Source organism: Campylobacter concisus (genome assembly GCF_902460625.1).
GTDB classification, from domain to species: Bacteria; Campylobacterota; Campylobacteria; order Campylobacterales; family Campylobacteraceae; genus Campylobacter_A; species Campylobacter_A concisus_AD.
The window spans coordinates 239934-265707 of the sequence record NZ_CABPUT010000002.1 but is presented as its reverse complement, the minus strand read 5'-3'; the positions used below and the strand labels follow the sequence as shown (position 1 = coordinate 265707).

The 25774-nt window shown below is 36.8% G+C and carries 27 protein-coding genes; 22 read left to right on the top strand and 5 right to left on the bottom strand.

Going from position 1 to position 25774, the window contains the following annotated elements; genetic code table 11:
- Positions 1 to 163: 163 nt before the first annotated feature.
- From F3G69_RS01735 to F3G69_RS01685, 11 genes are all read left to right on the top strand, one after another.
- The gene (locus F3G69_RS01735) at positions 164 to 733 is read left to right on the top strand and encodes a 4Fe-4S dicluster domain-containing protein (protein ID WP_021091760.1); all 570 of its coding nucleotides are present in this window, start codon (positions 164 to 166) and stop codon (positions 731 to 733) included.
- 1 nt (position 734) lies between these two features.
- Entirely contained in the window at positions 735 to 2702 is a 1968-nt protein-coding gene (locus tag F3G69_RS01730; protein ID WP_149714226.1) for a proton-conducting transporter transmembrane domain-containing protein, read from the top strand.
- A gap of 9 nt (positions 2703 to 2711) precedes the next feature.
- A complete protein-coding gene (locus tag F3G69_RS01725) occupies positions 2712 to 3632 on the top strand; it encodes a respiratory chain complex I subunit 1 family protein (RefSeq protein ID WP_084041928.1) in 921 nt (306 codons plus the stop codon).
- 1 nt (position 3633) lies between these two features.
- Complete coding sequence (gene hyfE / locus F3G69_RS01720) at positions 3634 to 4278, top strand: hydrogenase 4 membrane subunit (RefSeq protein ID WP_021091711.1); 645 nt, start codon at positions 3634 to 3636, stop codon at positions 4276 to 4278.
- A gap of 2 nt (positions 4279 to 4280) precedes the next feature.
- Complete coding sequence (locus tag F3G69_RS01715; RefSeq protein ID WP_021091695.1) at positions 4281 to 5762, top strand: hydrogenase 4 subunit F; 1482 nt, start codon at positions 4281 to 4283, stop codon at positions 5760 to 5762.
- Entirely contained in the window at positions 5759 to 7495 is a 1737-nt protein-coding gene (locus tag F3G69_RS01710) for a hydrogenase large subunit (RefSeq protein WP_149714225.1), read from the top strand. Before F3G69_RS01715 ends, F3G69_RS01710 begins: the two co-directional genes overlap by 4 nt.
- On the top strand, positions 7492 to 8031 hold the full coding sequence (locus tag F3G69_RS01705; protein WP_054197155.1) for a formate hydrogenlyase complex iron-sulfur subunit: 540 nt from the start codon (positions 7492 to 7494) through the stop codon (positions 8029 to 8031). The genes F3G69_RS01710 and F3G69_RS01705 overlap by 4 nt, the downstream gene beginning before the upstream one ends.
- Positions 8028 to 8852, top strand: coding sequence for an NADH-quinone oxidoreductase subunit B family protein (locus F3G69_RS01700; protein ID WP_087580373.1), 825 nt, complete (start codon positions 8028 to 8030; stop codon positions 8850 to 8852). Before F3G69_RS01705 ends, F3G69_RS01700 begins: the two co-directional genes overlap by 4 nt.
- Entirely contained in the window at positions 8849 to 9193 is a 345-nt protein-coding gene (locus F3G69_RS01695) for a formate hydrogenlyase maturation HycH family protein (protein ID WP_021091884.1), read from the top strand. Before F3G69_RS01700 ends, F3G69_RS01695 begins: the two co-directional genes overlap by 4 nt.
- On the top strand, positions 9193 to 9639 hold the full coding sequence (locus F3G69_RS01690) for a hydrogenase 3 maturation endopeptidase HyCI (RefSeq protein WP_103641219.1): 447 nt from the start codon (positions 9193 to 9195) through the stop codon (positions 9637 to 9639). Before F3G69_RS01695 ends, F3G69_RS01690 begins: the two co-directional genes overlap by 1 nt.
- A gap of 162 nt (positions 9640 to 9801) precedes the next feature.
- Positions 9802 to 10668 carry a formate/nitrite transporter family protein gene (locus tag F3G69_RS01685; RefSeq protein WP_072594540.1) on the top strand — a complete coding sequence of 289 codons (867 nt, stop codon included), beginning with the start codon at positions 9802 to 9804 and terminating at the stop codon, positions 10666 to 10668.
- A 79-nt stretch (positions 10669 to 10747) separates the two neighbouring features.
- Here F3G69_RS01685 and F3G69_RS01680 read toward each other — a convergent pair whose 3' ends face one another.
- Together F3G69_RS01680 and F3G69_RS01675 are read right to left on the bottom strand one after the other, a co-directional pair.
- Positions 10748 to 11386: a Crp/Fnr family transcriptional regulator gene (locus F3G69_RS01680; RefSeq protein ID WP_103588266.1), complete on the bottom strand. Its 639-nt coding sequence runs from the start codon at positions 11384 to 11386 to the stop codon at positions 10748 to 10750.
- A gap of 148 nt (positions 11387 to 11534) precedes the next feature.
- The gene (locus F3G69_RS01675) at positions 11535 to 11948 is read right to left on the bottom strand and encodes an acyl-CoA thioesterase (RefSeq protein WP_149714224.1); all 414 of its coding nucleotides are present in this window, start codon (positions 11946 to 11948) and stop codon (positions 11535 to 11537) included.
- A gap of 90 nt (positions 11949 to 12038) precedes the next feature.
- Between F3G69_RS01675 and ciaB the strand changes: the two genes are divergently transcribed.
- Both ciaB and F3G69_RS01665 read left to right on the top strand, forming a co-directional pair.
- Positions 12039 to 13880, top strand: a complete 1842-nt coding sequence (ciaB, locus tag F3G69_RS01670) for an invasion protein CiaB (RefSeq protein ID WP_149714223.1) — start codon at positions 12039 to 12041, stop codon at positions 13878 to 13880.
- Between the two features lie 612 nt (positions 13881 to 14492).
- Positions 14493 to 16217 carry a putative bifunctional diguanylate cyclase/phosphodiesterase gene (locus F3G69_RS01665; RefSeq protein ID WP_223155854.1) on the top strand — a complete coding sequence of 575 codons (1725 nt, stop codon included), beginning with the start codon at positions 14493 to 14495 and terminating at the stop codon, positions 16215 to 16217.
- Here F3G69_RS01665 and F3G69_RS01660 read toward each other — a convergent pair.
- Positions 16210 to 16749, bottom strand: a complete 540-nt coding sequence (locus F3G69_RS01660; protein WP_149714221.1) for a hypothetical protein — start codon at positions 16747 to 16749, stop codon at positions 16210 to 16212. The two genes, F3G69_RS01665 and F3G69_RS01660, sit on opposite strands and share 8 nt — an antisense overlap.
- 373 nt (positions 16750 to 17122) lie before the next feature.
- Here F3G69_RS01660 and F3G69_RS01655 point away from each other — a divergent pair, with 373 nt between their 5' ends.
- Complete coding sequence (locus F3G69_RS01655) at positions 17123 to 19195, top strand: EAL domain-containing protein (RefSeq protein ID WP_223155853.1); 2073 nt, start codon at positions 17123 to 17125, stop codon at positions 19193 to 19195.
- Here F3G69_RS01655 and F3G69_RS01650 read toward each other — a convergent pair.
- Complete coding sequence (locus tag F3G69_RS01650) at positions 19192 to 19380, bottom strand: hypothetical protein (RefSeq protein ID WP_021091806.1); 189 nt, start codon at positions 19378 to 19380, stop codon at positions 19192 to 19194. The genes F3G69_RS01655 and F3G69_RS01650 overlap by 4 nt on opposite strands.
- A 129-nt stretch (positions 19381 to 19509) precedes the next feature.
- Here F3G69_RS01650 and dut point away from each other — a divergent pair, with 129 nt between their 5' ends.
- Together dut and F3G69_RS01640 are read left to right on the top strand one after the other, a co-directional pair.
- On the top strand, positions 19510 to 20205 hold the full coding sequence (gene dut, locus F3G69_RS01645) for a dUTPase (protein ID WP_149714219.1): 696 nt from the start codon (positions 19510 to 19512) through the stop codon (positions 20203 to 20205).
- Complete coding sequence (locus F3G69_RS01640; RefSeq protein ID WP_149714218.1) at positions 20202 to 20942, top strand: EI24 domain-containing protein; 741 nt, start codon at positions 20202 to 20204, stop codon at positions 20940 to 20942. The genes dut and F3G69_RS01640 overlap by 4 nt, the downstream gene beginning before the upstream one ends.
- Positions 20943 to 20960: 18 nt before the next feature.
- On the opposite strand, the gene F3G69_RS01635 is transcribed toward F3G69_RS01640, so the two are convergent.
- Positions 20961 to 21482: an ATP/GTP-binding protein gene (locus F3G69_RS01635; protein ID WP_149714217.1), complete on the bottom strand. Its 522-nt coding sequence runs from the start codon at positions 21480 to 21482 to the stop codon at positions 20961 to 20963.
- Positions 21483 to 21566: 84 nt separating this feature from the next.
- On the opposite strand from F3G69_RS01635, the gene F3G69_RS01630 reads away from it, so the two are divergent.
- From F3G69_RS01630 to accA, 6 genes are all read left to right on the top strand, one after another.
- Positions 21567 to 21935: an L-arabinose ABC transporter gene (locus F3G69_RS01630; RefSeq protein WP_223155852.1), complete on the top strand. Its 369-nt coding sequence runs from the start codon at positions 21567 to 21569 to the stop codon at positions 21933 to 21935.
- Positions 21936 to 22355, top strand: coding sequence for a pyridoxamine 5'-phosphate oxidase family protein (locus tag F3G69_RS01625; protein WP_149714216.1), 420 nt, complete (start codon positions 21936 to 21938; stop codon positions 22353 to 22355).
- A 57-nt stretch (positions 22356 to 22412) separates the two neighbouring features.
- On the top strand, positions 22413 to 23156 hold the full coding sequence (gene fabG / locus F3G69_RS01620) for a 3-oxoacyl-ACP reductase FabG (RefSeq protein ID WP_021083753.1): 744 nt from the start codon (positions 22413 to 22415) through the stop codon (positions 23154 to 23156).
- 88 nt (positions 23157 to 23244) lie between these two features.
- On the top strand, positions 23245 to 23478 hold the full coding sequence (acpP, locus tag F3G69_RS01615; RefSeq protein ID WP_021091725.1) for an acyl carrier protein: 234 nt from the start codon (positions 23245 to 23247) through the stop codon (positions 23476 to 23478).
- Between the two features lie 34 nt (positions 23479 to 23512).
- Positions 23513 to 24724 carry a beta-ketoacyl-ACP synthase II gene (locus tag F3G69_RS01610; protein WP_103605042.1) on the top strand — a complete coding sequence of 404 codons (1212 nt, stop codon included), beginning with the start codon at positions 23513 to 23515 and terminating at the stop codon, positions 24722 to 24724.
- 1 nt (position 24725) lies between these two features.
- Entirely contained in the window at positions 24726 to 25661 is a 936-nt protein-coding gene (gene accA, locus F3G69_RS01605) for an acetyl-CoA carboxylase carboxyl transferase subunit alpha (RefSeq protein ID WP_103559786.1), read from the top strand.
- Positions 25662 to 25774 lie beyond the last annotated feature (113 nt).

The following is a 25774-nucleotide window of genomic DNA, read 5'->3' as shown; positions in this document are numbered from 1 at the left end:
GATAGATGACGGAATTTATTCATTGTAAGTTATAGAATTATTACAAAAATTAGGAAGGAGCGTTTGAGATGTTAAATAAAAATTTAACTATCTCTATTTTGGTGACTAACCATCACTTTAAAAGTGAGCAGGGCAGTTTAGCCTTGTTTAATGGGAGGAATTTATGAAAAAACATAAATTTGTGATTGCCGATTATAAACGCTGTATAGGATGTGCAACCTGCATGGCTGCATGTTTTAAGAGCGCTTATGAACGCGGCAAGCTGTCACGTGCAAGGCTAAGTGTGCTAAGAGAAGCTACTGGCGTTATGCCAACTCAGTGCAGACAATGCGACGATGGTCCTTGTGCGAATGTGTGTCCAACTGGAGCATTGCGATTTAATGATAATTGCATCGAGCTTCACGAGGAAATTTGTATAGGCTGTAAGATGTGCACGATCGCTTGTCCTTACGGTGCGATAAGCTCAAGTGCAGAGCTTATGCCTTCAGTAAATTACGCTGTCGAGCCAAAATATAACCTTGAGATAGAGTCACAATCAGGTGCAAAAAATATCGCTGTTAAATGCGATATGTGCTTTGGTCGTGAGAACGGACCAGCTTGTGTTGATGTCTGTCCGACAAGTGCTCTTGTTATGATTGATCCAGAAGAGGGCAAACATAAACTTGGCAAGAGGATAGATTATGAAGCAGCGAATAAATTTGCTACTAAAATTTTAAACGGACAAGGAGCATAAGATGACTACGGTTTATATGCTATTTCTTGTAAGTGCCGTCGTTAGCATCTTGCTTTATTGTGCTCCAAAGGCCGCTGTAAAGGTTGGTTTTGGACTAAGCGCTTTAAGCTGTTTTTACGCGATGTGTCACTTTGTTGCAAATATGGGAGTAAGCGATAGCTTTGCTCTTATGGATGGCTTTTTGTATTCGCCAAAATTTGCGCTAAATCCACTTGGAAATTTCTTCAGCTTTGTCGTTGTTTTCATAGGATTTGCAAGTAGCGTTTATGGTATGAGCTATGCAGACGAGTACATCAAAAAAGCAAATGTCGGCGTGTTTGCATGTTTGTTTAATACATTTATACTCTCAATGCTTCTAGTAATTAGCGCTGATAATGTATTTTGCTTTGTTGTTTTATGGGAGCTTATGACTCTTATCTCATCGTTCCTTATCATAGTAAATGATGGCAAAAATACTCTAAAAGCTGTTATGGTATATCTTGGTATCGCACAAATTGGTGCATTTTGTATCACCTGTGGCTTGCTTATCACTGCTTACTACGCAGGAAGTACAGACTTTAGTGCGTTCATGGGTGTTAAGATGCCATTTGGCGCTTCTGTTGCTACATTTATACTATTTCTAGTTGGATTTGGTAGCAAAGCTGGTATGTGGCCATTTCACGTTTGGCTACCACAAGCTCACCCAGCAGCACCATCAAATGTTTCGGCTCTTATGTCAGGTGTTATGATAAAAGTTGCTCTATTTACACTAGTTAAATTTACACTTTACTTGCCACTTAGCACATATTTTGGTCTTACAATACTCGCTCTTGGTGCAGCTAGCTCACTATTTGGTGTTTTATACGCTCTTTGCCAACACGACTTCAAAGCTTTGCTTGCTTATCACTCAGTTGAGAACATAGGCATCATCTTGCTAGGTCTTGGCACAGGAATTTATGGTGTCGCAGCTGGAAATTTAACGCTTGCAGCAGTAGGTTTTCTAGCAGGTTGCTACCACGTAGTCAATCACGCTATATTTAAAGGTCTACTTTTCCTTTGTGCTGGTTCAGTTATCCACGCTACTCACACACAAAATATGGACATCCTTGGCGGTCTTGCCAAAAAGATGCCATGGACAAGCCTTGGTATGTTTATAGGTATCATGGGTATCGCAGCTTTACCTCCAGTAAATGGCTTTGTTTCAGAGTGGTTTACATATCAAGGTATGCTTCAAGGCGCGATGGGCGAGGGAACATTAGTTAGATACGCATTTACACTTGGTGTCGTAGCTCTTGCACTAACTGGTGTTTTGGTTGGTATGCACTTAAAACTTTACGCAGTTATCTTTGCAGGTACTCCAAGAGATCAAAAAATTTGGGAAAATGCTAAAGAGAGCCCAATAGGCATGGTACTTGGCATGATCATCCTAATGATAGGATGTGTTGGCTTTGGTCTTGGCGCAAACTACATAGTTGATTACATCATGCAAGCTGTAAATTCTATCGCTATAAGCGACTATAAAGCTAGCCTTGGTGCTATAAATGTAACTTCACCAATAGGCAGTATGATCTCAACTCCATTGATAGCCTTGGTTCTTTGCTCAACAATGATTTTGCCATTTATCATCCTTGCTGTTATGAAAGCAAACAGAGATAAACCACGCGAGACTGATCCTTGGGCATGTGGCTTTAAATATAGCTCACGTATGCAAATGACAGGTGGTCCATTTACAGGCGATCTTAGAAAGATTATGCAATGGCTATTTAGAGCTGATAAAAAGATCGTTACTAGAAATTATTTTGACGCGGTTGAATATCACAACCATCCAAAAGATATCTGGTGGGGAATGTTTTATGAGCCAGTCATCAAATGGTGTATGAAATTTGCTGATAAACTAGGCATTGTTCAAAGCGGATACACAAACATCTATACGCTTTATATCCTAATTTATCTTTGTGCCATACTTGCTGTGGGCTACTTTTTAGTTTAGGAGACGAAAATGCAAACTATACTTTTAATGATATTTCAAGTAGTCGTTATCGTTTTGGTAGCTCCTTTGTTTGATGGTATGGCAAGAAAACTAAGGGCTAGACTTCAATCAAAACAAGGTAGCGATTTCTTTCAAACATATCGCGATATTATAAAACTCTTTAGAAGAGGAAGAACCGTCCCTGAGTGCTCTCACTGGGTATTTAGATGGGCTCCATTTTTCCTTTTTGCAACTTCAGCTGCAGTGCTAGCTGCTATACCTATAACATATAGCAAAGACACTGTTTTTGGAGCATATTCAGATATATTTGTGATCCTTTATCTTGGCGCATTGCTTAGATTTGTATTTGGTGCAGCTTCAATGGATAGCGGCAACCCATTTGCAGCAACAGGCGGCGGTAGGGAGCAAATGTTGGGTGTATATGTTGAGCCAGTTATGATCATGTGCCTAATCGTAGTAATGCTTGCAGCTAAAACATCAAATTTAATTGAGATCCAAGAGATGGTAAAAACTGGCGTTATCGGATATCAAATCCCAAGCTTTGCCGTAGCTTCTATCGCATTTTTATGGTGCATGTATGTTGAGACTGGTAGAAAACCATTTGACGTAGCTGAAGCCGAGCAAGAGCTTCAAGAAGGCTTACTTGGCGAGTATGCAGGTAGCGACCTTGGTTTAGTTCAAGCATCACTTATATTAAAACAGTTTGCTATGATCGGACTTTTCCTAACTATATTTGAGCCATGGAATTTTAGCAATCCTTTCTTAGCTATTATCGTTTTTGTGATAAAAACTGGAGTATTTTACGTAGCGGCTGTCTTTATAGACAACTTTGGTCCACGCTTTAAAATGACTTCATCTTTACGCAAAAATGCACTTGGTGCACTTGCTATCTCGTTTGTTGCACTAACACTTTATGTAGTAGGAGTGTGAGATGCAAACACTTGATATTTTAGCCATTTGCATGATCGTAACTTCGCTTGCGGTTTTTGGTCTTAGAAGCTTGAAACTCTCAATCATCGCTTATGCGATTGAGACACTACTTTTAGTTAGCATATTTTTCTTGCTATCTGAGAAATTTAACGCCGAGCAGCTCAAAACTTGGGCAATCGTTGCATTTTTTACCAAAGTTTTACTTGTGCCAGGAATTTTATTCTGGCTTATCAAAAAACTTGGCGTAGTTAGCGAAGATGAGCCAGTTGGTGGATTTTTTGTAAGCCCTGTTATTGCTATGGGATTTTCTCTAGCACTTTCAATGAGCATCCACCCTATATTTTTAAAATTCTCTCTTATCAAAGAAGAGATCATGCTAATCGCAGCTGGAACGGTCTTTATGATGGGAATTTTTGGCTTCATGCTAAGAAACTCATTTATAAAACAAATTCTAGCTTACTGCTTGTTTGAAAACGGTATCCACCTAAGCCTTGCTCTAATGGCTTATAACTCACATGAGTTAGTTGAGCTTGGAATTTTAACAGATGCGATATTTGCCGTTATCATCATGAGTATTCTAGCGATTAGATTTTATAAAGCTTATGATAGTTTAGATACTTCTAAAGCTTCAAATTTAAGGGGTTAGAGATGGATAGTTTAGCTTTAATACTTATCTTACCGCTCCTTGGTGCTTTGGTCTTGTTTTTGAGTCCTAAAAATTATGCGGTATTAAGCGGACTTCACGTTTTGTTTTCTGCTGCGACATCGGTGGCTTTACTTAACAATGTTCTTAAAGTCTTAAGTAGCGGAACTTTTTATAGTTTTGATAAATTTTTGTTTTTAGATAGCTTAGGCTGTGTTTTCTTGGTACTTATCGCTGTAACTGGATTTATAGTAAATTTCTACTCTATCCACTACATGAGATGGGAGCTTGAAGACGGACACATCCACTTAAGCGATCTTAAAAAATATTATGCACTAAGCCATGTATTTATCTTTACAATGACTTTAAGCGTTATTTGCAACAACGTTGCGTTTATGTGGGCAGCTATCGAGGCTACAACACTAGCTTCTGTGTTTCTTGTCGCTATCCACAAAGATCAAAAATCAACAGAGAGTGGTTACAAATACATTGTTCTTTGCTCAATCGGTCTAGCATTTGCACTTTATGCGACTGTCCTTTTATATTCAGCCACATTTAGTACTCTAGGAGATGGCGAAGCTTCTATGCTATTTTCAAGCATAATGGCAAACGCTAAAAATTTAAACCCAGATGCAGCAAAACTTATCTTTGTATTTGCTCTAATTGGTTTTGGTACAAAAGCTGGTCTTGCGCCAACTCACACTTGGCTACCAGACGTTCACGCTGAAGGTCCAGCACCTATCTCAGCATTGCTTTCAGGCGTACTTTTAAAATGTGCGATGCTAGCACTCTTAAGATACTACGCTATTACAGCTCAAGCAGTTGGATTTAGCTTTGTTGAGGGCATAATGATCGTTTCAGGAACTATCACTCTTTTTGTAGCGGGATTTTTCCTAATCAGACAACACAACGTAAAAAGAATGTTTGCATACCACTCAATCGTTCACATGGGTGTTATCGCATTTGCACTTGGTGTTGGCGGTAAATTTGGTCTATTTGCAGCGATATTTCACTGCTTAGCTCACAGCTTTACTAAAGCTCTTGCGTTTTGCTCTACCGGCAATATAGCAAGAATTTATGGCCACAAAGATATGAGTAAGATGGGCGGCATGGTTAAGATCGCGCCTATTACCACTATAATGTTTGGCGCGGCTGTTTGCTCGCTAGTTGGTGTTCCAGCGTTTGCTATATTTGTTAGTGAATATAACGTCTTTGTTGGAGCTATCACAAGCGGTCAATACATCGCAGTTGCGCTATTTGCTATTGCACTCGCAGTTATTTTCATAGCTGACTTTGCACACTTTAACATGGCAAGCTTTGGCGAGCCAAAAGGTGTGGTTGTTCATAATAAAGAGATGAGTTTGTTAGAGAATTTACCTCTTATAGCACTTTGTGCCCTTATCATAATCTTTGGCGTATGGCACGTAGATAGCTTTTATACGCTAGTAGATAACGGTGTTAATATAATGATGGGAGCTTTAAAATGAGAGGCGATAAATTTGTTGAAATCCTAAAAACCAAGGTAAAAATTTTAGAGGTAACTCGTCAAGCAGACGATCAGATCACAGTTTTGGTTGATAGAAATGATCTTCCACTAGCTGTTAAGACGCTTTATTATGATATCGGTGGCTTCATAAGCACGATGATACCAAATGACGAGCGCCAGATAAATGGTAGCTTTGCGCTTTACTATGCTATCTCAATGGAAGGTAGCAAGATGACAGAAGCGGACGACTTTGCGCCTGAGGATAAGTGCTTTATCACTGTTAAAACACTTATTCCAGGAAGTGATCCGACATTCCCATCAGTTACCCCGCTAGTGCCAGCTTGTGTTTGGTACGAAAGAGAAGCTTATGATATGTTTGGTCTTGTAGCCGAAGGTTTGCCTGATAAAAGGCGTCTAGTCTTAAGTGATGACTGGCCAGACGGACTTCACCCACTTAGAAAAGATGCGATGGATTATCGCTACCGCCCTGATCCAGTTGATCATAGAGATGAGCCTGATTCTGAGTTTTTGTTCCCAACAGGTGATGCAGTAGTTGATGTGCCACTTGGACCACTACATATTACTTCAGATGAGCCAGGTCACTTTAGACTTTTCTGTGACGGCGACGAGATCATCGACGCTGACTACCGCTTGTTTTATCAACACCGCGGTATGGAAAAGCTAGCTGAAAACAGAATGAACTATGATCAAATGGGCTATCTTGCAGAGAGAGTTTGTGGAATTTGTGGTTATGCTCACGCTATTGCTTGTATTGAAGCAGCAGAAAAAGCTATCAAGCTTGAAATTCCACTAAGAGCTCAAGCTATACGCGTCATCTGTCTTGAGATCGAGCGTCTTCACAGCCACCTTTTAAATATTGGTCTAGCTTGTGAGGTCACTGGTAACTACAACGCTTTTATGCATATCTTTAGAGTTCGTGAGTACTCTATGGAGCTAGCTCAGCTTGTAACTGGTGGACGTAAAACATACGGCAACGTCGTTATGGGCGGCTTAAGACGTGATATGACAAACCAAGAGATCAAAAAAGGCATCGAGATCATAAATAAACTTGACGTTCAAATTTCAGAAATTTGGGACGCAGTTATGGAGGATAAACGCCAAATTGGACGCTGGAAAGGTGTGGGAATCCTAGACCGCCAAATAGCACGTGACTTTAGCCCAGTTGGTCCAAATATGAGAGGCTCTGGCTTTAAACGTGATAACCGCTACGATCACCCATACGACTTCTTCAAACAGATAGAATTTGAAGTAGCGGTCGAGCACGGCTGTGACGTATTTGCTCGCGAGATGGTTAGATATAAAGAGCTAAAAAGCTCTATCCACATCATCCGCCAATGCTTTGAGATGATGCCTCAAACTCCGATCATGATCGATCCTGTGACTATGATCAAACCTGAAAATTTTGCACTTGGTCATGATGAAGCACCACGTGGCGAGAATGTTCACTGGATCATGCAGGGCAGTGCTCAAAAAGTATATCGCTGGAGATGTAGAGCGGCTACTTATAACAACTGGCCAAGCCTAAGATATCAATTCAGAGGCAACAACATAAGTGACGCTGCGCTTATCGTTTGCTCACTTGACCCTTGCTACTCATGTACAGAGCGTGTTACATTAGTCGATGTAAGGACTAAAAAGAGCAAAATTTTAACAGAGAAAGACCTTAAAAAATTCTGTCAAGATGGCGGGGTTAGTAAGAAGGATTTAAGATGATGAAGTTATTTGACATCACAGAAAAATATGGAAAGGCGACATACGCCTATCCATTTGAGCCATATATTGTTCCTGAAAATTTCCGTGGTCAGCCAAACTATACATACGATCTTTGCATAGGTTGTGCAGCTTGCGGTATCGCTTGCCCTAGTAACGCGATAGAGCTTAAGATGAATGAGGAGCAAACAAAGCTTGTTTGGGAATTTGACTGCGGGCGCTGCATATTTTGCGGACGCTGCGATGAGGTTTGCCCAACTGGAGCTGTAAGACTTAGCGATAGCTTTGAGCTTGCGGTTAAATTTGACAAGAGCGCTCTTATACAAAGAGGCGAGCTTGAGATGCAAACTTGCAAATGCTGCGGCAAGCCATTTACGCCAAAAAGGCTTATAAATTTCACCCTTGAGAAGCTTGGTACAGCAAATTTACTCCCAGGCAGACTTGAAGAGGCAAAAGACTACCTTTATATCTGCCCAGAGTGCAAGAAAAATCAATCTGCTGAGAGGCTAACAAAAGGCATTGAGGAGGCTATAAAATGAGTCTATACCAAGTCCCAGAGGACATAAAAACAGCAAATGATCTAACTGCAAAGCTAGAGCATCTAAAAAATATCAAAAGAAGCTTTAGCGTTTATAGGATCGACTGCGGAAGCTGTAACGGCTGTGAGATAGAAATTTTTGCAGCTATTACACCGATGTGGGACCCTGAGCGTTTTGGCTTTAAGCTTGTAGCAAACCCAAGACACGCTGATATTTTGCTTTGTACTGGTCCTGTAACAAGACAGATGTATTATCCACTTCTTCGTGCTTATGAGGCGACTCCAGATCCTAAGATCGTAGTTGCTCTTGGCGCGTGCGGAAGCAGTGGTGGAATTTTCCACGACGCTTATAGCGTTTGGGGTGGTATCGATAAGATAATCCCCGTCGATGTCTATATCCCAGGCTGTCCTCCACACCCAGCAAGCATTATTTACGGCCTTGGCATGGCTCTTGGCATTATTGATCAAAAACTTCATAAAAAAAGCTATGAGGAAGATAATACATTGCCACCTTCAGTTGAGAAGTCAGTCATAGGCGATATTTTGTTCGAGCGCGACTTGCAAGCTGAAAGCAGAAGGCTAATGAGCTATATCTTTGGTAGAATACTTTTTGAAAAATATATGAGTGCTATCAAATGTTCAAAAGATGTCCATGACCCAAGCATTTCAAGAGAGGCTGTGCTTACAGCTATCAAAAAAGAGGAAGATCCTAGATATGCTGAGTGCATGGGGCTTTTGCATAATGATGTCTATCTAAAATATGCAAAAGCTGATAAAAGCTTTGCGATAGACGTTGATAGCGAGGTTTGGAGCAAGAGATGATACAAGTTTATAAGCTTACAAAAAGGCATATGGACGACAACGACAAGCTTCCACGCGAGCTAAAGGAGATAAAAATTTTCTCCACTTGCGTGGGACATGGCGTTGGCACGATTGATTTTAGCGAGAAAATTTTAGAGCTAAGTGATGAGGAATTTGACGAGATGATCAAAAACTCAGGCGAATATGTGAAATTTAAGATCGGAAATTTAAGCAAATATTTTGAAGTTGAAATTTTTGCCGAGCATATCGCTAAACTCTTGCCGCAGCTTTGTGAGTGTAAGCTTAAAGAAATTTTGGCAAATTTAAAAGAGGGATATATCGTGCTTAGGAAGGACTTTTGATGAAAAAGGCCATCCTTTGCATCGGTAATCCTATGCGTGGCGATGATGACGTGGGCAATGAAGTAGGCCGCATCGTAGAAGCTGAGCTAAAAGAGTGGAAGGTCTTTTTTGGGCAAGATGTGCCTGAGAATGAATTCTCAGCTATTAGAGAATTTGCACCTGATATCTTGATAGTAGTCGATGCGATGAGCGGTTTTGATGAGGATAAGATAGAGTTTTTTGACCTAAGTGACGACAAAGACTACATCTACTCAACTCACAATCTACCAACTCCAGTGCTTTTAAGCTATTTGCGTAAAATTTGTCCAAAGACGCTCTTTCTTGGCATTAGCGTCTTGCTTGAAAATGTCTTAAATTTCGAAGAGGGACTAAGCGAGCAGGCTAAAAAAAGTGCCAGAAAAGCATTTTTAAGAATTGTAGAGATTGATAAAAATTTAGTCGGTTAAATTTAGCAAATGGCTAATTTTAATCTTTTAGTTACTAAAGACAAAAATTTGCTTTTAATCGCAAGCATTGATTTGATTTTAGTGATTTTGCAAAGTGTTAAACTTTGGTCGCAAAGATGAGCTTGGCTCATGTGCGAGATTGAAAATAAAAAGGAGAATGTGATGTTAAATCCGGCAGAAACCGCTCAAGCGGTCTCAAGCTCTATGGAGCATAAGGCTCATATGCCGCTTACTAGTATTATTTTTCTTGCTATCATGGCTGGAGCTGCTATTGCTATGGGTGATATTTTCTGGGCTCACTCAACAGTTGGTATGGCTGAAAATCAGTCAATTGGTCTTTCAAATTTTATCGGTGGTATCACATTTAGCTGTGGTCTTATGATGGTTGTTTTTTATGGTGGTCACCTCTTTACAAGCTCAGTTTTAAGTGGTGTTAGCGCATATGAAGGAAAGCTAAAACTAGGTAAGACTATCGGATACTGGGCTATCGTTTGGATATTTAACTTCGTTGGCGGCGCATTAATCGCTTATATGTACTACTATTCAGGCTTGCCACTAAAGTATGATGGCTACATCTTGCAGCACTTTATACCAGCTGGCATTGGCAAGATCACAGCACCATTTCATGAGCTATTTATCCGCGGAATTTTTTGTAATGTCTTTGTTTGTATGTCTATTTGGACTGCGACAAGCGAGAGCAATCTATCTGGTAAATTCTTTGCCATTATGTGGATGATCGGCGCATTTGTGGCTTGCTCAATGGAGCACTGCGTGGCAAATATGTTTATCATCACTGAAGCCATCATCTCAAAAGCTCACTATATAGCAGCAAACGGCGGAGATATCGCTGCTGCAGCTGCGGCTCTAGGACATGGCATCACGGCTGAAAAGCTAGAAGTTTTAAACTGGGGAAATTTCATCGGTAAAAACTTAGTTCCAGTTACACTTGGTAATATCTGCGGCGGACTTTTCTTTGTTGGTTTAGTTGGCTTTATGGCAAATAAATTCGATATGAAGAAAAAAGCTTAAAAATTTTAGTCTTTGCTTCTTGGCAAAGACTAATCCTTTAAGACTACTCTTTGCTAGCCATTATAAAAATTTTTGGTTTTTAGTTTGTGTAACTTTCAAGTTTTTCATAATCAATTATTAAAAACTCGTGTGGTGTGATCTTTCTTATGATGTCATCTTTTATAAGCTCATTAAAAGCAGTTGAAGCGCTTTGTCGTTTGAGCCCCACAAAGCTTGAGAGCACTTTTAGAGAAAATGGCAAAAATATGTAGTGATATCCATTTTGTTTTAGATCCTGCTCCTTTGCAAGCTCGATCAAAAAATTTGCAATCCTGCCTTTTGCATCTTCAAAAAGTATTGATTTTATGATCTGGCGTTGCACGATTACTGCATTTAACACAGCTTTTAAAATTTCATCTGCGACATTTGCATTTGATAAAATTTCACCTATTTTGTTTAAATTTATAGCATAAATTTCAGCATCTTCAAGTATTTCAAAAGCGCAATTATCATCAAGCACGGCGATGTTGCTCGCTTCTAAATGATAAAGGATAAATTCCTCTCCATCTTCAAAAAATGAGAGCTTTGCACAGCCACTTTTTAAGATGATGATCTTGATCTCTTCTGTGTAGATTATGCTTGTTTTTGGTAGCTCTTTATACTCAAATTTATCAAGCTCATTTTGAGTTAGGATCTTTGTGATTTGTGTTTGCAAAAGACCTAGACGTGATTTTTTCATTTTTCTCCCAAAAAATGTATAGAGCCTGATTTTACTTCACAAAGCATTTAAAGAAGTTGAAAAATATTGCTTTTAGTTTAAGAATTTCAATAATTTTTAAAAGTAGTATTAATTTTTCAATTTGGTTGCATAAATCGCAACCAAATTTTTAAAATCCATGAAGCTGTTTTAGTTTCTCATCGATTGGCTTTTTAAGTCCATCTTTCGTCACACTTACGTAAGTTGCAGTAGCGCTAGTAACGTGTATAGTCTCTCTAAATCCACCGTCATTTAGCCTAAGAGCGGTTACTTCTATTTGCGTTGTTATCGATGTTTTGCCAACGGAAATGATTCTAGCATAGCAGCTTAGCACATCGCCAACAAAGACAGGTTGCTTGAAAATGATCTCTTTCATAGAGATCGTCACAACGCGTTCAGGAGAAATTTCTCTAGCAGCCTGAGCACCCGCAAGGTCGATCTGACTCATTATCCAGCCACCAAAAATATTTCCAGCCGAGTTTGTGTCCTTTGGCAACATAACTTGTTTGATACGTGGCTCACCAAAATCTTTTAAAATATCCATTTTTTGCCTTTTAGATGTTAAAATTTTTGGTTGATTGTAGCAAATTTTAAGGCTTTATGCTAAAATCTTGCAACTTCAGGGGATGAAAAAATGAACGATTTTAAAAGATTAAATGAACTCACAAAAGAGCAAAAAAACAAGTTAAATGCTATTTATAAAAATTTAGACGATGACATTATAAACGAAGCTGTTAAAATTTGTGGCCTTGCTGGTACACCAAGCCAAAAACTAGCTCTTGCAAGAAGGATAGTAGATCTTAAAGTAGATCCGCTTCAAAATGAGCTAAAAAAGCTAAATTTAGGCGAAGACGATCAAAAACGAGTGCTAAATTTGATCTATGGCTACGTTAGAAATTTATATGAAAATCTGCACGCCAAGCTTTTAGAAAAGGCCAAAGAAGAGAAAATTTTAGATCCATTTAACCAAGCCTTTGTGCAGGCTATGCACGAGCTTGGACTTAGTCTAAATGCGTGGCAAATTTCATGGCAGGATCGTATTATCGACACTACAAACAAAGAGTTTGAGGCTAAATTTAAAGATCTAAGCCATGCAAATGAGTTTATTACTAAAAGTGCTTTATTTCAGTGTGATAGTAACGGCGTAAGGGCTGATAGAACGTATGGCGCGGTAGTAAAAGAAGGTGATAAATTTAGCTTTTTGCCTTATGCACTCGCTTTTAAGGATGAGGTTAGAGAGCTTAAAAGTGTTTTTGTTAAAAATCTTGAAATTTTAAGAAATTTAGCCAAAAACGACGAGCAAAAATCTTACGTAAAATACCTCGAAAAGCTACAAAATGCCTTTTGCGAAGAGGATAATGCAAAGGTGATAAATGCTTGGCAAGAAGCCGAGATAGCGTGGATGGATGTAAAAGGCGCACTTCAGCCGGGCCATCCACTAGAGTACTACGAGGATGCCTACACGCACGCGGTTGCACTTGAGTGGGACATCAGGCTGGTTGATAGCGAGGGCATTGATGAGCATAAATTTAAAGAAAAAGTGGCAAAAACTTACGAAAGCGTTTGTGAAAAGATAAAATTTGATAACGCTGAGACAAATAAGGCAGTTAGCGAAAATATCGCTAGAACGCAGCTTTATATAAGCGTGCCGATGATCTATTATGGCGCCGAACTAAACGGGCTTTTTAGCGCTCAAGTCGTGCCAAATGATGAGAGTGTTAGCGCAAAATGCGGCAAGAAAATTTTTGCCTTTGTAAATCACGTCTATGAAAGCGCAAAGGCAAAGCCTTTTATGAAGCTTGGAGCTGAAATTTTTAGCAAGGAATTTTTGGATTTTGGCAGAGAGATTTTATTTTTAAAGCCAAAAATTTGGAAAAAAGTCTATGAAATCTCAACGATCGGTCATGAGTTTGGACACATTCTCTTTATCGGACTTGATACTGAGATGAGCATGAATAAAAGCGGTGTTTTCAAATTTATCGAAGAGTACAAGGCGACAACTGGTGGACTAGTAAATTTCTTTTTACACGAAGAGACGGAGTATAAAATGGCCGTCTTTCATGAGCTAATAGCCCGTGCTGTTGGGCTTATCGCGTGGCGAAAGGTCGATGAGGTGAGGGCGTATTACTGCGAGGGACTCATACATCTTAGCCTACTTTTTAGGGCTGGTGTGCTTAAATTTGACGGCAAGCTAAGCGTAGATATGAGCGAGCAAGCTTACGCTAAATTTAAAGAAAATTGCTTAGAAAACTACTACGATCTAGCGCAAACATACGCTAAAAAAGATGATGCGAGCACATTTTTAGAGAAATTTTGCCAAAAAGATGAACTAAGCTATTTGCCAAAAGATGAAGAGTGTAATAAATTTGTTGAGCATTTTTACGCTAGATACGAAGTTATCGGCAACGACGTCGATGATAGCGGCGAGTGGCAAAGATGGCAAAGCTTAGCCAAAAAGGCAGAGAAAGATAGATAAAGACGGAACATGATAAGTAAAATAAGTAACGAAAATCAAGTATCTTTTTTATTTATGCTGATACTTTTTTGTGTATATGTTGTTAGTTATTTTATTGCTAGTGGTTTTTATGAAGACATAATTACTACTCTATTTGATTTTATGATCACATTATTTATCTTTTTAAAGCTAAAAGAGACAAGAAATTTAAAAACATATTGGATATATATATTACTAGGCCTTACTTGCTGGGTAGCATCAGACACTATGTGGATGCTATATGATAAGGTTGATTTTCTTAAACAATTGCTTTCTAAAGTCAATTTTATACAAATCTCATACGTAGTCTCATATTTTATGTTTGCATTTTCTGCTTTTTATATTTTGATTAAAAATTTGAAAAATTTATTTTTAATGCAAGTATTTGTGGACTCAGTTTCTATTTCCGCAATATATTTTAGCTTTATGTGGTTTATGATTTTTAATAGAAATTTAACTCAAGTTTTAAGCCAAAAAGATTTTTTTAATCTAAGTTACATCGCCATAGATTTATTTATGTTTTGTACTTCATTTACTGCGTTTTTTTCACTTAAATTTTCAAAAAGAAGACTATCTATACTTTTATGCTTGATAGTGCTTATTGCAATAAGCACTTATGATGTTTTTACCACTACAATGGACTTTTGGATAGATGAAATATCCTTTTTTGGATACGACATTGTATTTAAGAGTTCATTTTTTATGTTGTTTGTTGCTACGCTTCATTTAAGAGAGGGTGAGGCAAATATAAAATTTAGGGCGCTCAGAAACGATTTTGATAAAATTTTAATACAAAAGCTATTTGTTTTTGCCGCATTTTTGACGATCATGATCTTGTACTCTTGGAAGATAAATTTGACATGGTTATTTTCTATTTTAGTTACTTTGCTTGCATACGGGGCATTATCTTATACATTTTCTAATGTTAGAAAAATGGATATTTTAATTAAACGTGAAATACATATCAAAAAAGTATTAAATAATCAGATAGAAAGTAAAGTAAAAGAGCTTGAAGAGACAAATAGGCACCTACAAAGGATCAGTAAATATGATTATTTGACAAATGCTCTAAATCGCCAGTATTTTATCGCAAGGCTTGAAGAGATGATAAAGTCAAAGGCACTTGGCGAAAAGATAGATATTTATAGTATTGATATAAACCATTTTAAAGCGATAAATGACTCGTATGGGCACTATATCGGTGATGATGTAATAGCAAAGTTTGCTTCAAACATTGAGTCAATATTGCCACCAAACGATTCCTTATTTGCAAGGTCTGGCGGAGATGACTTTATCGTTGTTATCAAGCAAAACGAAAATGTGCATTGCAGGGAATTTTTACATTATCTACTAAAAGCTATTTCAGAGCCAATTATTATAGATGATTATAAAATCGTACTTGATGCAAAAATAGGGATTAGCTCGACACAAACTAGTGAAATTTTGGCTGATGATTTTATCATGCAATCAGAAGCAGCACTAGAAGCAGCAAAGAAAGATGCATCTGAAAAGTATGTTTTTTATAGTGATATAAAAAGCATTATTCAGGATAGAAACTACATAGAAATATTGCTAAATAGTATAAGCTTTGATGAAGAATTTGAGCTAAAATTTCAGCCCCAATATCTAATAGAAGGTAAAAAAATAGTAGGAGCAGAGGCTCTTGTTAGGTGGAACTCTCCTATAAAAGGTCCGGTAGATCAATCAAAATTTATCCCAATAGCCGAACAAAGCTCTATTATCAATGCGATAGGAAAATGGGTGGCAAAAAATGCTATAAAACAAATGGCCTTTTGGAATGAGAAATATAATATGAATCTAAAAATAGGTATAAATATCTCTCCAAAACAGATTGATAATATAAATTTTGCATCTAAATTTTTAAGCTATATAGATAGATACGGCATCGATCCATCTTGTGTAGATGTTGAGATCACTGAGGCCAGTCTTGTCAATGCCGAAGAGATGATGCAAAGTGCGTTATCTGAGCTTTCAAATAGAGGAATTTGCATATCCATAGACGATTTTGGTACCGGTTTTTCATCGATGAGTTACATCAAAAAATATCCTATGAGTCGCCTAAAGATCGCTAAAGAGCTGATAGATAATATTGCTAAAAATGATATAGATAAAGACGTAGTAAAAAGCGTTATAGCTTTGGCTAAAAATGTGGAGCTAAAGACTATTGCTGAAGGCGTCGAAGATGAAACCCAGCTTGAAATTTTAAGAGAGCTTGGATGCGATGAGGTACAAGGGTATCTTTGGGGCAAGCCAATGAGTGCAGAGGATTTTGAAAAGCTTATAATAAGTGCTATTTAAGCACGCTTTTTGCGCTAAAATTTTCAAATTTCAAAATATCTTTATGGCAAAGTTTAGCCAGCTCATTTATCATTTTTGAGCTAGCTTCATCTTTTGGGATTATTAGATGAATTTTTTCTTCTAAAAAAATGATAAAAATATTTTTGAGTTCATAAATTTCACTAACTTCATTTAGGCCAAATTTTTCATTTTCTTTGGGTTCGCCTTCATAGTAAGCCATAAATTTCTCATTTACTTCAAAATTCATTTGCTTTTGAACATCTGAAATTTCAATTCTCTTTAATGCAGCTATGCGACTTCTTTTTAAAAAAATAGGATAAAAAATGATCCAAAATATAGCAAAAATAGCTCCGATAACAGTAAAAATTTTACTTTTTAATAGCATATCAGCAACAAAACCCGCTATGATGGCTTCAGTAAATATCATAAATGTGTTTATAAAATACTGCTTTCTTGCTGCCTTTGAGAAAAATAAGATAAAAGATTTATAATCTATTAAATTTTGTCCATTTATGACGATATTGCACTTCATAAGATACCTTTGTGATTTTTAAAATTTTTGGGAAATTATAACCAAAAGCAAAGTCAATTTTTGTATAATTTGGACTATTTCTTAGGAGAGGGACACTATTTTTTTAATATCAAAATCATCTATAACTGGCATGCGAAAATGGATCTTAGTTGCAGTTGTAGCGCTATTCGTATTTGCACTATTAGCATCTTTACTAGACTATAATCTAATTGGAAAAATTTCTATTTTACTTAGTTTATTTATAGTAACTTTTGGTATTTATACTTCAATGGATAAAGTAAAAACCAAAATAACGCATTGGCTTGCAATATGTTTTGGTGTTTTTTTATGGTCTATTTGCGATGCATTAATGGTGTTAAATCAAGATGTACTATTGCGGGCTCATAGTTCTTATGCGTATCTTGATACGTTTTTTATGTTGCCAATGATATCTATTTTAGCTGGTGTTAGTATATTTTTGTATTCAAAATTTGCAGCCAGTCAAGAAAAGCTAGCCATCATTATGGATAGCATAAGTGTCTTTTTTTTAATAGCAATGTTAATATATGGTATTTTTGACGAAATAGATATTTCATCGATGATAAATAATAGATCAAATATCGTTTTTCTCTCTATTGTAGCCATAAATTTTCTTATACTTTTTATCACTTTAAGTGAGATTTTTACAAGCAGTTTGCTTCATATAAAAATTAGCGGCTTTTACCTTATATCAGCTAGTATTTTATTTACGATGCTAAATTTATTTATTTTTTATGGTCAGATCTCAAATGTAAATTTTGGCCATAAAATAGATTTTTTATATATCGTTCCTTTCTTCTTCTTGATGATAGGAGCTTTTCATTTAAAAGCTAAAAATGAGTATGTTACAAATACCGATAAAGATATCTCGATAGGATCAAAATGGCTACCAATAATAATAGTTTTACCTTTGCTATTACAGGAAGATTTAACATCTTTTAGTGCGCTCATCTCACTTTTTGTTTTAGTTGTAAATGCTATTGTTAATTACTATGTTAAAAGCTCTATTGCAAGCAGAAAAATATTAGGTTATGAGAGAAATCTTCATAGAGAGATGGAAAAGTCGATGCATGAGCGAACTAATGAACTTATGCTCGCAAATTTAAGACTTCAAGATATATCCGAGAAAGACTATCTAACAGATCTTGGTAATAGAAATTTTATAGTAAATGAGCTTGAAAGAATGTGTAAAAGCATCTCTGAGGATGAGGAGATCGCAGTTTATTATATAAATTTAAGCCGTTTTAAAAGCATAAATACATCTTACGGGCATGAAATAGGCGATAGAATTTTAAAACTAGTTGCAAAAAGGATACTTGAAGTTTGCAATAGACAAGAGACCATAGCAAGGATTAGCGCGGACGAATTTATGGTATTAGCAAAAATGGAGATAAATAGTCATACAAAACGTTTAAATCTTGGTATTGCCTTAAAAGACGCTATTGAAAAACCAATTCGAATAGATAGATATCACTTTGGGCTTAAGTGCATAATAGGCATAGACGTAGCAACAAAAAATAGTACGGCAAACCCAAGAAATATTATAAAAAATGCAGATATGGCAATGTATTACGCTAAGAAAAATCCAGCTTTAAATCCTATGGTTTATAGCGATAAAATTAGCAATGAAATGCACCTAAGCTCAAGCATCGAGATCGCGCTTAAAAAAGCTAATTTGCAAGAAGACCTTCATGTATATTTTCAACCAATATTTGATCTAAAAATCGAAAAAATGATCTGCGCGGAGGTTTTTTTATATTGGAAATCAGAAAAATTTGGCTTGATGGAAGCAAGCAAATTTATGAAAGAAGTCAATATAAATAGTGATATCTTAAACGATATTTGCTCGCTTTTGGTTTCAAAGACCATAGGGTATGTAGATAGATGGCAAAAAGAAAAACTCTTGACACCAAAAATAAGCATAAATGTTGCGCAGATTCAAAGTAAATCAGAAAAATTTGTTTTAGATTTTGTTTCTATCTTACGCTCGCATCATATAAATCCAGAGCTTTTTGAAATAGAATTTGGCGAAGAAATATGGACAAATAATTCTAAAACGCTTGATAAAATTTTTTCTATTCTTAAAGAAAATAATATAGATGTTTGTATAGATAATTTTGGCTCCGGATATACTTCATTTATTTACATTAGAAAATACGGTGTTAAGCGTATAAAAATAGCAAGTGAATTTGTTGCTCAAGCATCAAATAGCAAAATAGATGCACAAATCGTATCTGCAATTATCGATTTAGCAAAGGCAATGAAGATAAAAGTTGGTGCAAAAGGCATAGAAAAAGAAGAAGACATTTGTTTCTTAAAAGAGCTTGATTGTAATGAAGTGCAAGGACTTTTCTTATCTCGCCCTATGAGTGCAGAAGAATTTGAAGACCTTGTAAGACAAGATCCTCAAATGATAGCTAAAGTTTAAATTTCAGCCTTTATCTCTTCGTTTGATTTTACGACCATGCCTGAGCCATGGATCACGCTTGGAACACAACTGGTGCAGATATCAACTTCTTCGCCATTTTTATGAGCGTGGATAAAAACTGCATTTGTATCATCACTGCTTTTTAGTCCGCAAACATTGCAAACCACTAGATCTTTTTCTCTCATTTTTTCTCCTTTGAAATTTTTGCTAATTTTAGCTCCTAAATTTTATACATAAAATGATTTAAGTCAAGCTTACCTCGTGGCATTTAATAATTTTTTGTTATAATCCTTTAAAATTTTTAAAGGCCTAAAATGAATGAAAGAACGATTATTTTAGAGATGTTAAAGATGCAGCAAAGCCTAAATGATGAGACAAATGGGCTTGGCTGGGAAAATGGTTATACTAATAAAAATAAATTAATCAGCTGGAGGCGTTGTATATATATGGAGTGCGCTGAGCTAATCGATAGCTTTGCATGGAAGCACTGGAAGAGTATTGATGCTAAGACTGATGAGCAAAATTTGCGCATAGAAGTTGTTGATATTTGGCACTTTATTATGAGTCTAGCTTTACAAATTTATAAATCAAAACAGCTTGGAGATATAGAAACTTTAGCTGATGATATTTGTCAGTCAAGCGGATTTAGTGAGTTTTGCAAAGTGCCACTAAAGATCGAAGACGAGAGCATTTATGAGATAATGAATGATGTTGAAATGCTTATACATGAGTGTAGCGGGTTTGACTACGATATATTTGATATTTTAAAAATTTACTTCTCTATGTCTTTAAAATGTGGCGTAAATTTATACTCACTTTATGAGTGCTATATCGCTAAAAACGTGCTAAATCGCTTCCGTCAAAATAATGGCTACAAAGAAGGTAGCTATAAGAAAAATTGGAACGGACGCGAAGATAATGAAGTGATGAGTGAAATTTTGTCAAATGGCGTTAGCAAGATAGGTGAAATTTACGCAGCACTTGAGCATGAATACAAAAAGGTGAAATGATAAATCTTCTTCGCCTTGGTTTTAAAGACTTTTTTACAGCCAAATTTATAGCGCTATCCATCTTGCCACTTTGCCTTAGCATTTTTAGTCTCACGTGGCTTACGATCTGGGGTGGCGGTGAGATATTTGATCTTTTAAGTGATAGTGCTAAAAACAAAAATTTTGCCTTTTTAGAGCCAAACTCAACGCTCTCTTTTATAGCTATTAAAATTTTAAGCTTTAGCGCCACAAAATGGATAGTTAGTATACTTTTTTATATTCTGAGCACCTTTTTAACGATCATTGTTAGCATCGTGATCGCTCTAGTCGTAGCTGGCTTTTTAACGCCGGTTGTAGCCAAAGAGATAAACAAAAGGCACTACAACTACGTGCTTAAAAACGAGGTTAGCACGGCTAGAGTGCTAAAGGTGATGATGGTTGAGATCATGAAATTTCTTGGGATATTGCTCGTTTGCCTACCGCTTTTATTTGTACCAGTCTTAAATTTTTTCATCATAAACGTGCCATTTTTTTACATCTACTACAAACTTTTACTAATAGACGTTGGCTCAAACACGCTTGATAGTGATAAATTTGAGCTAGCGCTGCTTGAAGGTGGTGGGATAAAATTTATAATTTTTACGCTTTTGTTTTATCTTGTTTCGCTTGTGCCGCTTGTGGGATTATTTTTTCAACTTTACTTTGTGATAGTCTTGTCGCACCTCTTTTTTGAGAAAGAAGCGCTTATAAAAATTTAGAGCCAGAAGACTCTAAATTTATGCGTAGTAAGATACTTTGTTACTCTCATCAAGTAATGTATCAAATAGCCTTTTTGTAGCACTTAGTAGATTTTTGTTCGCATTATTTTGAGCTAGAAGTTCGTCAAACATCTTTAGTATATTGTCATTTATGAAATTTTTGTGATTTAGATCTTTTGCGTCAGGTAGTATCTGCTTGATCTTATTTGAAAGATCACTTATGCTTTGGCTGCTGCCAGCGATCTTGTCGCCCTCTTTGACATTTTTCATAAATTCATCAACTTGTGGGCGAATTTGCTTCATCGCCTCTTCGATCTCTTTCATATCTTGCTCGTCTATGCCGTTTCCTTTATATAAAAACTCATAGCCGTATTCGTGGGTTAGAGTTAGACTTCTTTGGCTAGAAGTGCCATTTTTCTGGCTTGAAAACTCCAAACTTTTGTTGTCATACATAGAAAAGCTTATCTCATCGCCTGAGCTAGTTTTCATCGAAAAGCTCATGTTGTTGTAGCTTCCTTGAGAGTAAAAATTTGTTTGCATTTTTAAATCCTTTTGAGGCTAAATCGGCAAAATTTTAATTTCATAAAGCAAAATTTTGTAAAATGCGTCAAAAAAGGACGGGCGATGTGTTGTTTTGGGACTAGGATCTTTTTGCTTATGCTTATCACTGTTTTAAGCTTTGGCTTTGCTAGGCTCTACCCAGTTTTACCAGTCGTTGGCTATTATTTAATACTTGCGAATCTACTCTCAATTTTTATGTTTTCGCTATTTTTTAAAGGGCTTTTGCCAAGCTTTGTAAAGGTTAATGCGATCCACTATTTCTCGCTAATAGGCGGCTTTTTGGGAGCATTTTTAACGATGCTTGTTTTTAAAAAAGTTGCAAAAGATAAATTTACTCTAATAGAGCTTATTATTTTTACGCTTTGGGTGTTGATAATCGCCGTAGTCATCTTTAAATTTCAAGCCATCCTTGGTATTTTTAGAGGAATTTAGATGGATGAGGGGATAGTTAAATTTCTAAAAAAGATGCACCTTGCAAGTGTCTGCGCCATCGATGATGAGGGTCAGCCTTACGCTTTTAGCGCATTTTACGCCTTTGATGAGCTAAATTTTAGCCTTTTGTTAGCTAGCTCTGATGATAGCTCACATGTTAAATTTTTAAAAAACTCAAAGTTTGTAGCTGGCACAGTCGCTCTTGATACGAAGATCGTTGGCAAGATAGAGGGTGTACAGTTTCAAGGAGTGATGAGAGAAGCTAAAGAAAACGAAATAGAAATTTATTTCAAAAGGTTTTTTTATGCAAAGGCAATGAATCCAAAAATTTGGTCTATAAGCCTTGAAAAACTAAAATTTACAAGTAATGTCCTTGGTTTTGGCAAAAAGATAAGGTGGGAAAGAAACGATAAAATTTAGACGTTAAGCTTATATAAGCTACAATCATTGAAAAATTAGAAAAAATAAGGAGAATTTATGAAATTTAGCGGAAAAAACGTGCTAATAACAGGTGCAAGTAGAGGTATCGGCGCACAGATCGCAAAGACGCTTGCAAATATGGGCTTAAAAGTGTGGATAAACTACCGCTCAAAGCCTGAGATAGCAGACGCTTTGCAGGCTGAGATCGAGCAAAATGGCGGCAAGGCTGCGGTGATAAAATTTGATGCGACAGACGAAGATGAGTTTATAAAAGGTATAAATTTGATAGTTGATAGTGATGGTGAGCTAAGCTATCTCGTAAATAACGCTGGCATCACAAACGATAAGCTAGCGCTTCGTATGAAAACTAGCGAATTTACAGATGTAATAAATGCAAATTTAACTTCAGCTTTTATAGGATGCAGAGAGGCTTTAAAAGTGATGAGTAAAAAGCGCTTTGGAGCGGTCGTAAATGTCGCATCTATCGTTGGTGAGATGGGAAATGCTGGACAGGTGAATTATTCAGCCAGCAAGGGCGGACTAATCGCCATGAGTAAGAGCTTTGCAAAAGAGGGCGCAAGTAGAAATATCCGCTTTAACAGCGTAACTCCGGGCTTTATCGAGACTGATATGACACATGGGCTAAGCGATGAGGTGAAAAAAACTTATAGCGATAACATCCCGCTAAAACGTTTCGGTAGCGCTAGTGAGGTGGCTGAGGCAGTAGCGTTTTTACTAAGTGATCACGCAAGCTACGTAACTGGAGAGACACTTAAAATAAATGGCGGACTTTATATGTAGGTAAATTTCAGACAAGTTTTGAAATTTAAAATAAATAAAAGCGTAAATATTATAAGATAACAGACATTTTTTATAAGGAGACCTTAAAATGGCAGTATTTGAAGACGTAAGAGACGTAGTTGTAGAGCAACTAAGTGTAGATCCACAAGCAGTAAAATTAGAGTCTAAAATCATTGAAGATTTGGGCGCTGATTCACTTGACGTTGTAGAGCTAGTTATGGCTTTAGAAGAGAAATTTGAAGTAGAAATTCCTGATAGCGAAGCAGAGAAATTAATAAGCATTCAAGACGTTGTAAATTATATAGAAAAACTAGGTAAATAATTTAAATTTACACAGTTTGATTTAAGGAGATGTATTGAAACGAGTCGTTGTAACTGGTATAGGCATGATAAACGCACTTGGTCTTGATAAAGAGAGTTCTTTTAAGGCTATTTGCGAGGGTAAAACAGGTGTGAAAGAGATCACAAGCTTTGATGTAAGTGACTTTCCTGTTAAAATTGCTGCCGAGATAACTGATTTTGATCCGAATAGCATTTTAGACGGCAAAGAGGTGAAAAAAGTAGATCGTTTCATACAGCTTGGCATAAAAGCATCTAATGAAGCTATGGCTGATGCGAATTTTAAAGAGTTTGATGCTCATAAATTTGGCGTTAGCTCAGCAGCTGGCATAGGTGGTTTGCCAAATATTGAAAAAAATTCAATTACATACTTTGAAAAAGGCGTAAAGAGAATTTCGCCATTTTTCATCCCATCTGCACTTGTAAATATGCTAGGTGGCATAGTTTCTATAAATCACGGACTTAAGGGTCCAAATTTGTCTAGCGTAACAGCATGTGCAGCAAGCACTCATGCGATATCGCAAGCTGCAAAATGCATTATGATTGGTCAAGCTACAAATATGCTAGTTATCGGTGCTGAGTCTACTATTTGTGGTGTAGGTATAGGTGGCTTTGCAGCAATGAAAGCACTATCAACTAGAAATGATGAACCAAGTAAGGCGTCAAGGCCATTTGACGCAAATCGTGATGGTTTTGTAATGGGTGAAGGAGCCGGTGCGCTTGTACTTGAAGAGTATGAGTCGGCTGTTGCAAGAGGTGCTAAAATTTACGCTGAAGTAGTTGGATTTGGTGAGAGCGGAGATGCACATCACATCACATCACCAACACTTGAAGGTCCATTAAGTGCGATGAAACAAGCACTTGATATGGCAAAAGGCGTAAAAATAGACTATGTCAATGCACATGGTACTTCAACACCAGTAAATGATAAAAATGAGACAGCTGCGCTAAAGGCTGTTTTTGGTGATAAGTGCCCACCAGTTAGCTCAACCAAGGGTCAAACTGGACACTGCCTAGGTGGTGCTGGTGCGATCGAGGCTGTTATATCTATAATGGCAATGAGAGACGGAATTATCCCTCCAACAATAAACTATGAAACACCTGATCCAGAGTGCGATCTAGACTACGTTCCAAATAAAGCTAGAAAAGCTGATATAAAAGCTGTTATGAGTAACTCATTTGGCTTTGGTGGCACGAATGGCGTCGTGATATTTAAAAAGTTGGATTAAGATGTCAAATTATTTAGATTTTGAAAAAAGCATAAAGCAAATTGATGAAGATATAGCAAATGCTAAGATCAGAGGCGATGAACATGCTGTTGAAATTTTAAATAAAAATTTATCCAAAGAGATATCAAAAGTATATAAAAATTTAAACGAATATCAACGTTTGCAACTTGCTCGTCATCCAGATAGACCATATTCTATTGATTATATTAATGCGTTTTTGATTGATGGATATGAGATTCATGGAGATAGAGCATTTAGAGATGATCCAGCGATAGTTTGCTACATCGGCTATATCGGAGGCAAAAAGACTATCGTTATAGGCGAGCAAAAAGGCCGTGGCACTAAAAACAAATTAAGAAGAAATTTTGGTATGCCTCATCCTGAGGGTTATCGCAAAGCTCTTAGAGTTGCAAAAATGGCTGAGAAATTTAATCTACCTATTTTATTTCTCATAGACACTCCAGGCGCATATCCAGGTGTTGGAGCTGAAGAGCGAGGACAAAGTGAAGCTATAGCTAGAAATTTATTTGAGTTTGCAAATTTAAAAACTCCAATAATTGCTGTTGTTATCGGCGAAGGTGGAAGTGGCGGTGCTTTAGCTATTGGTGTGGCTGATAGACTTGCCATGATGAAAAATTCTGTGTTTTCGGTTATTTCGCCAGAAGGCTGTGCGGCAATACTTTGGAATGACCCAGCTAAACAAGAACAAGCTACAAAATCTATGAAAATAACAGCTGATGATTTAAAAAGTCTATCACTGATTGATGCTGTTATAGATGAGCCGATAAATGGAGCCCATAGAGATAAAGAAGGTGCTGCAAAAGCACTTGCAAATTATTTTATCTCAGAGCTAGCTGAGCTTGAAAAGCTTGATATAAATGATCTTGTTGCAAAAAGAATAGAAAAAATTCTCTCTATCGGAGCATTTGAAGAATAAATTTATAGTCACAACAATTTTATAAGAATACTTATCAAATTTGTTTGTGGCATCATCTACTAAAATACTAAAACAATTTAAAAATCAATATAAATTTAATCGCTTTAACAGCC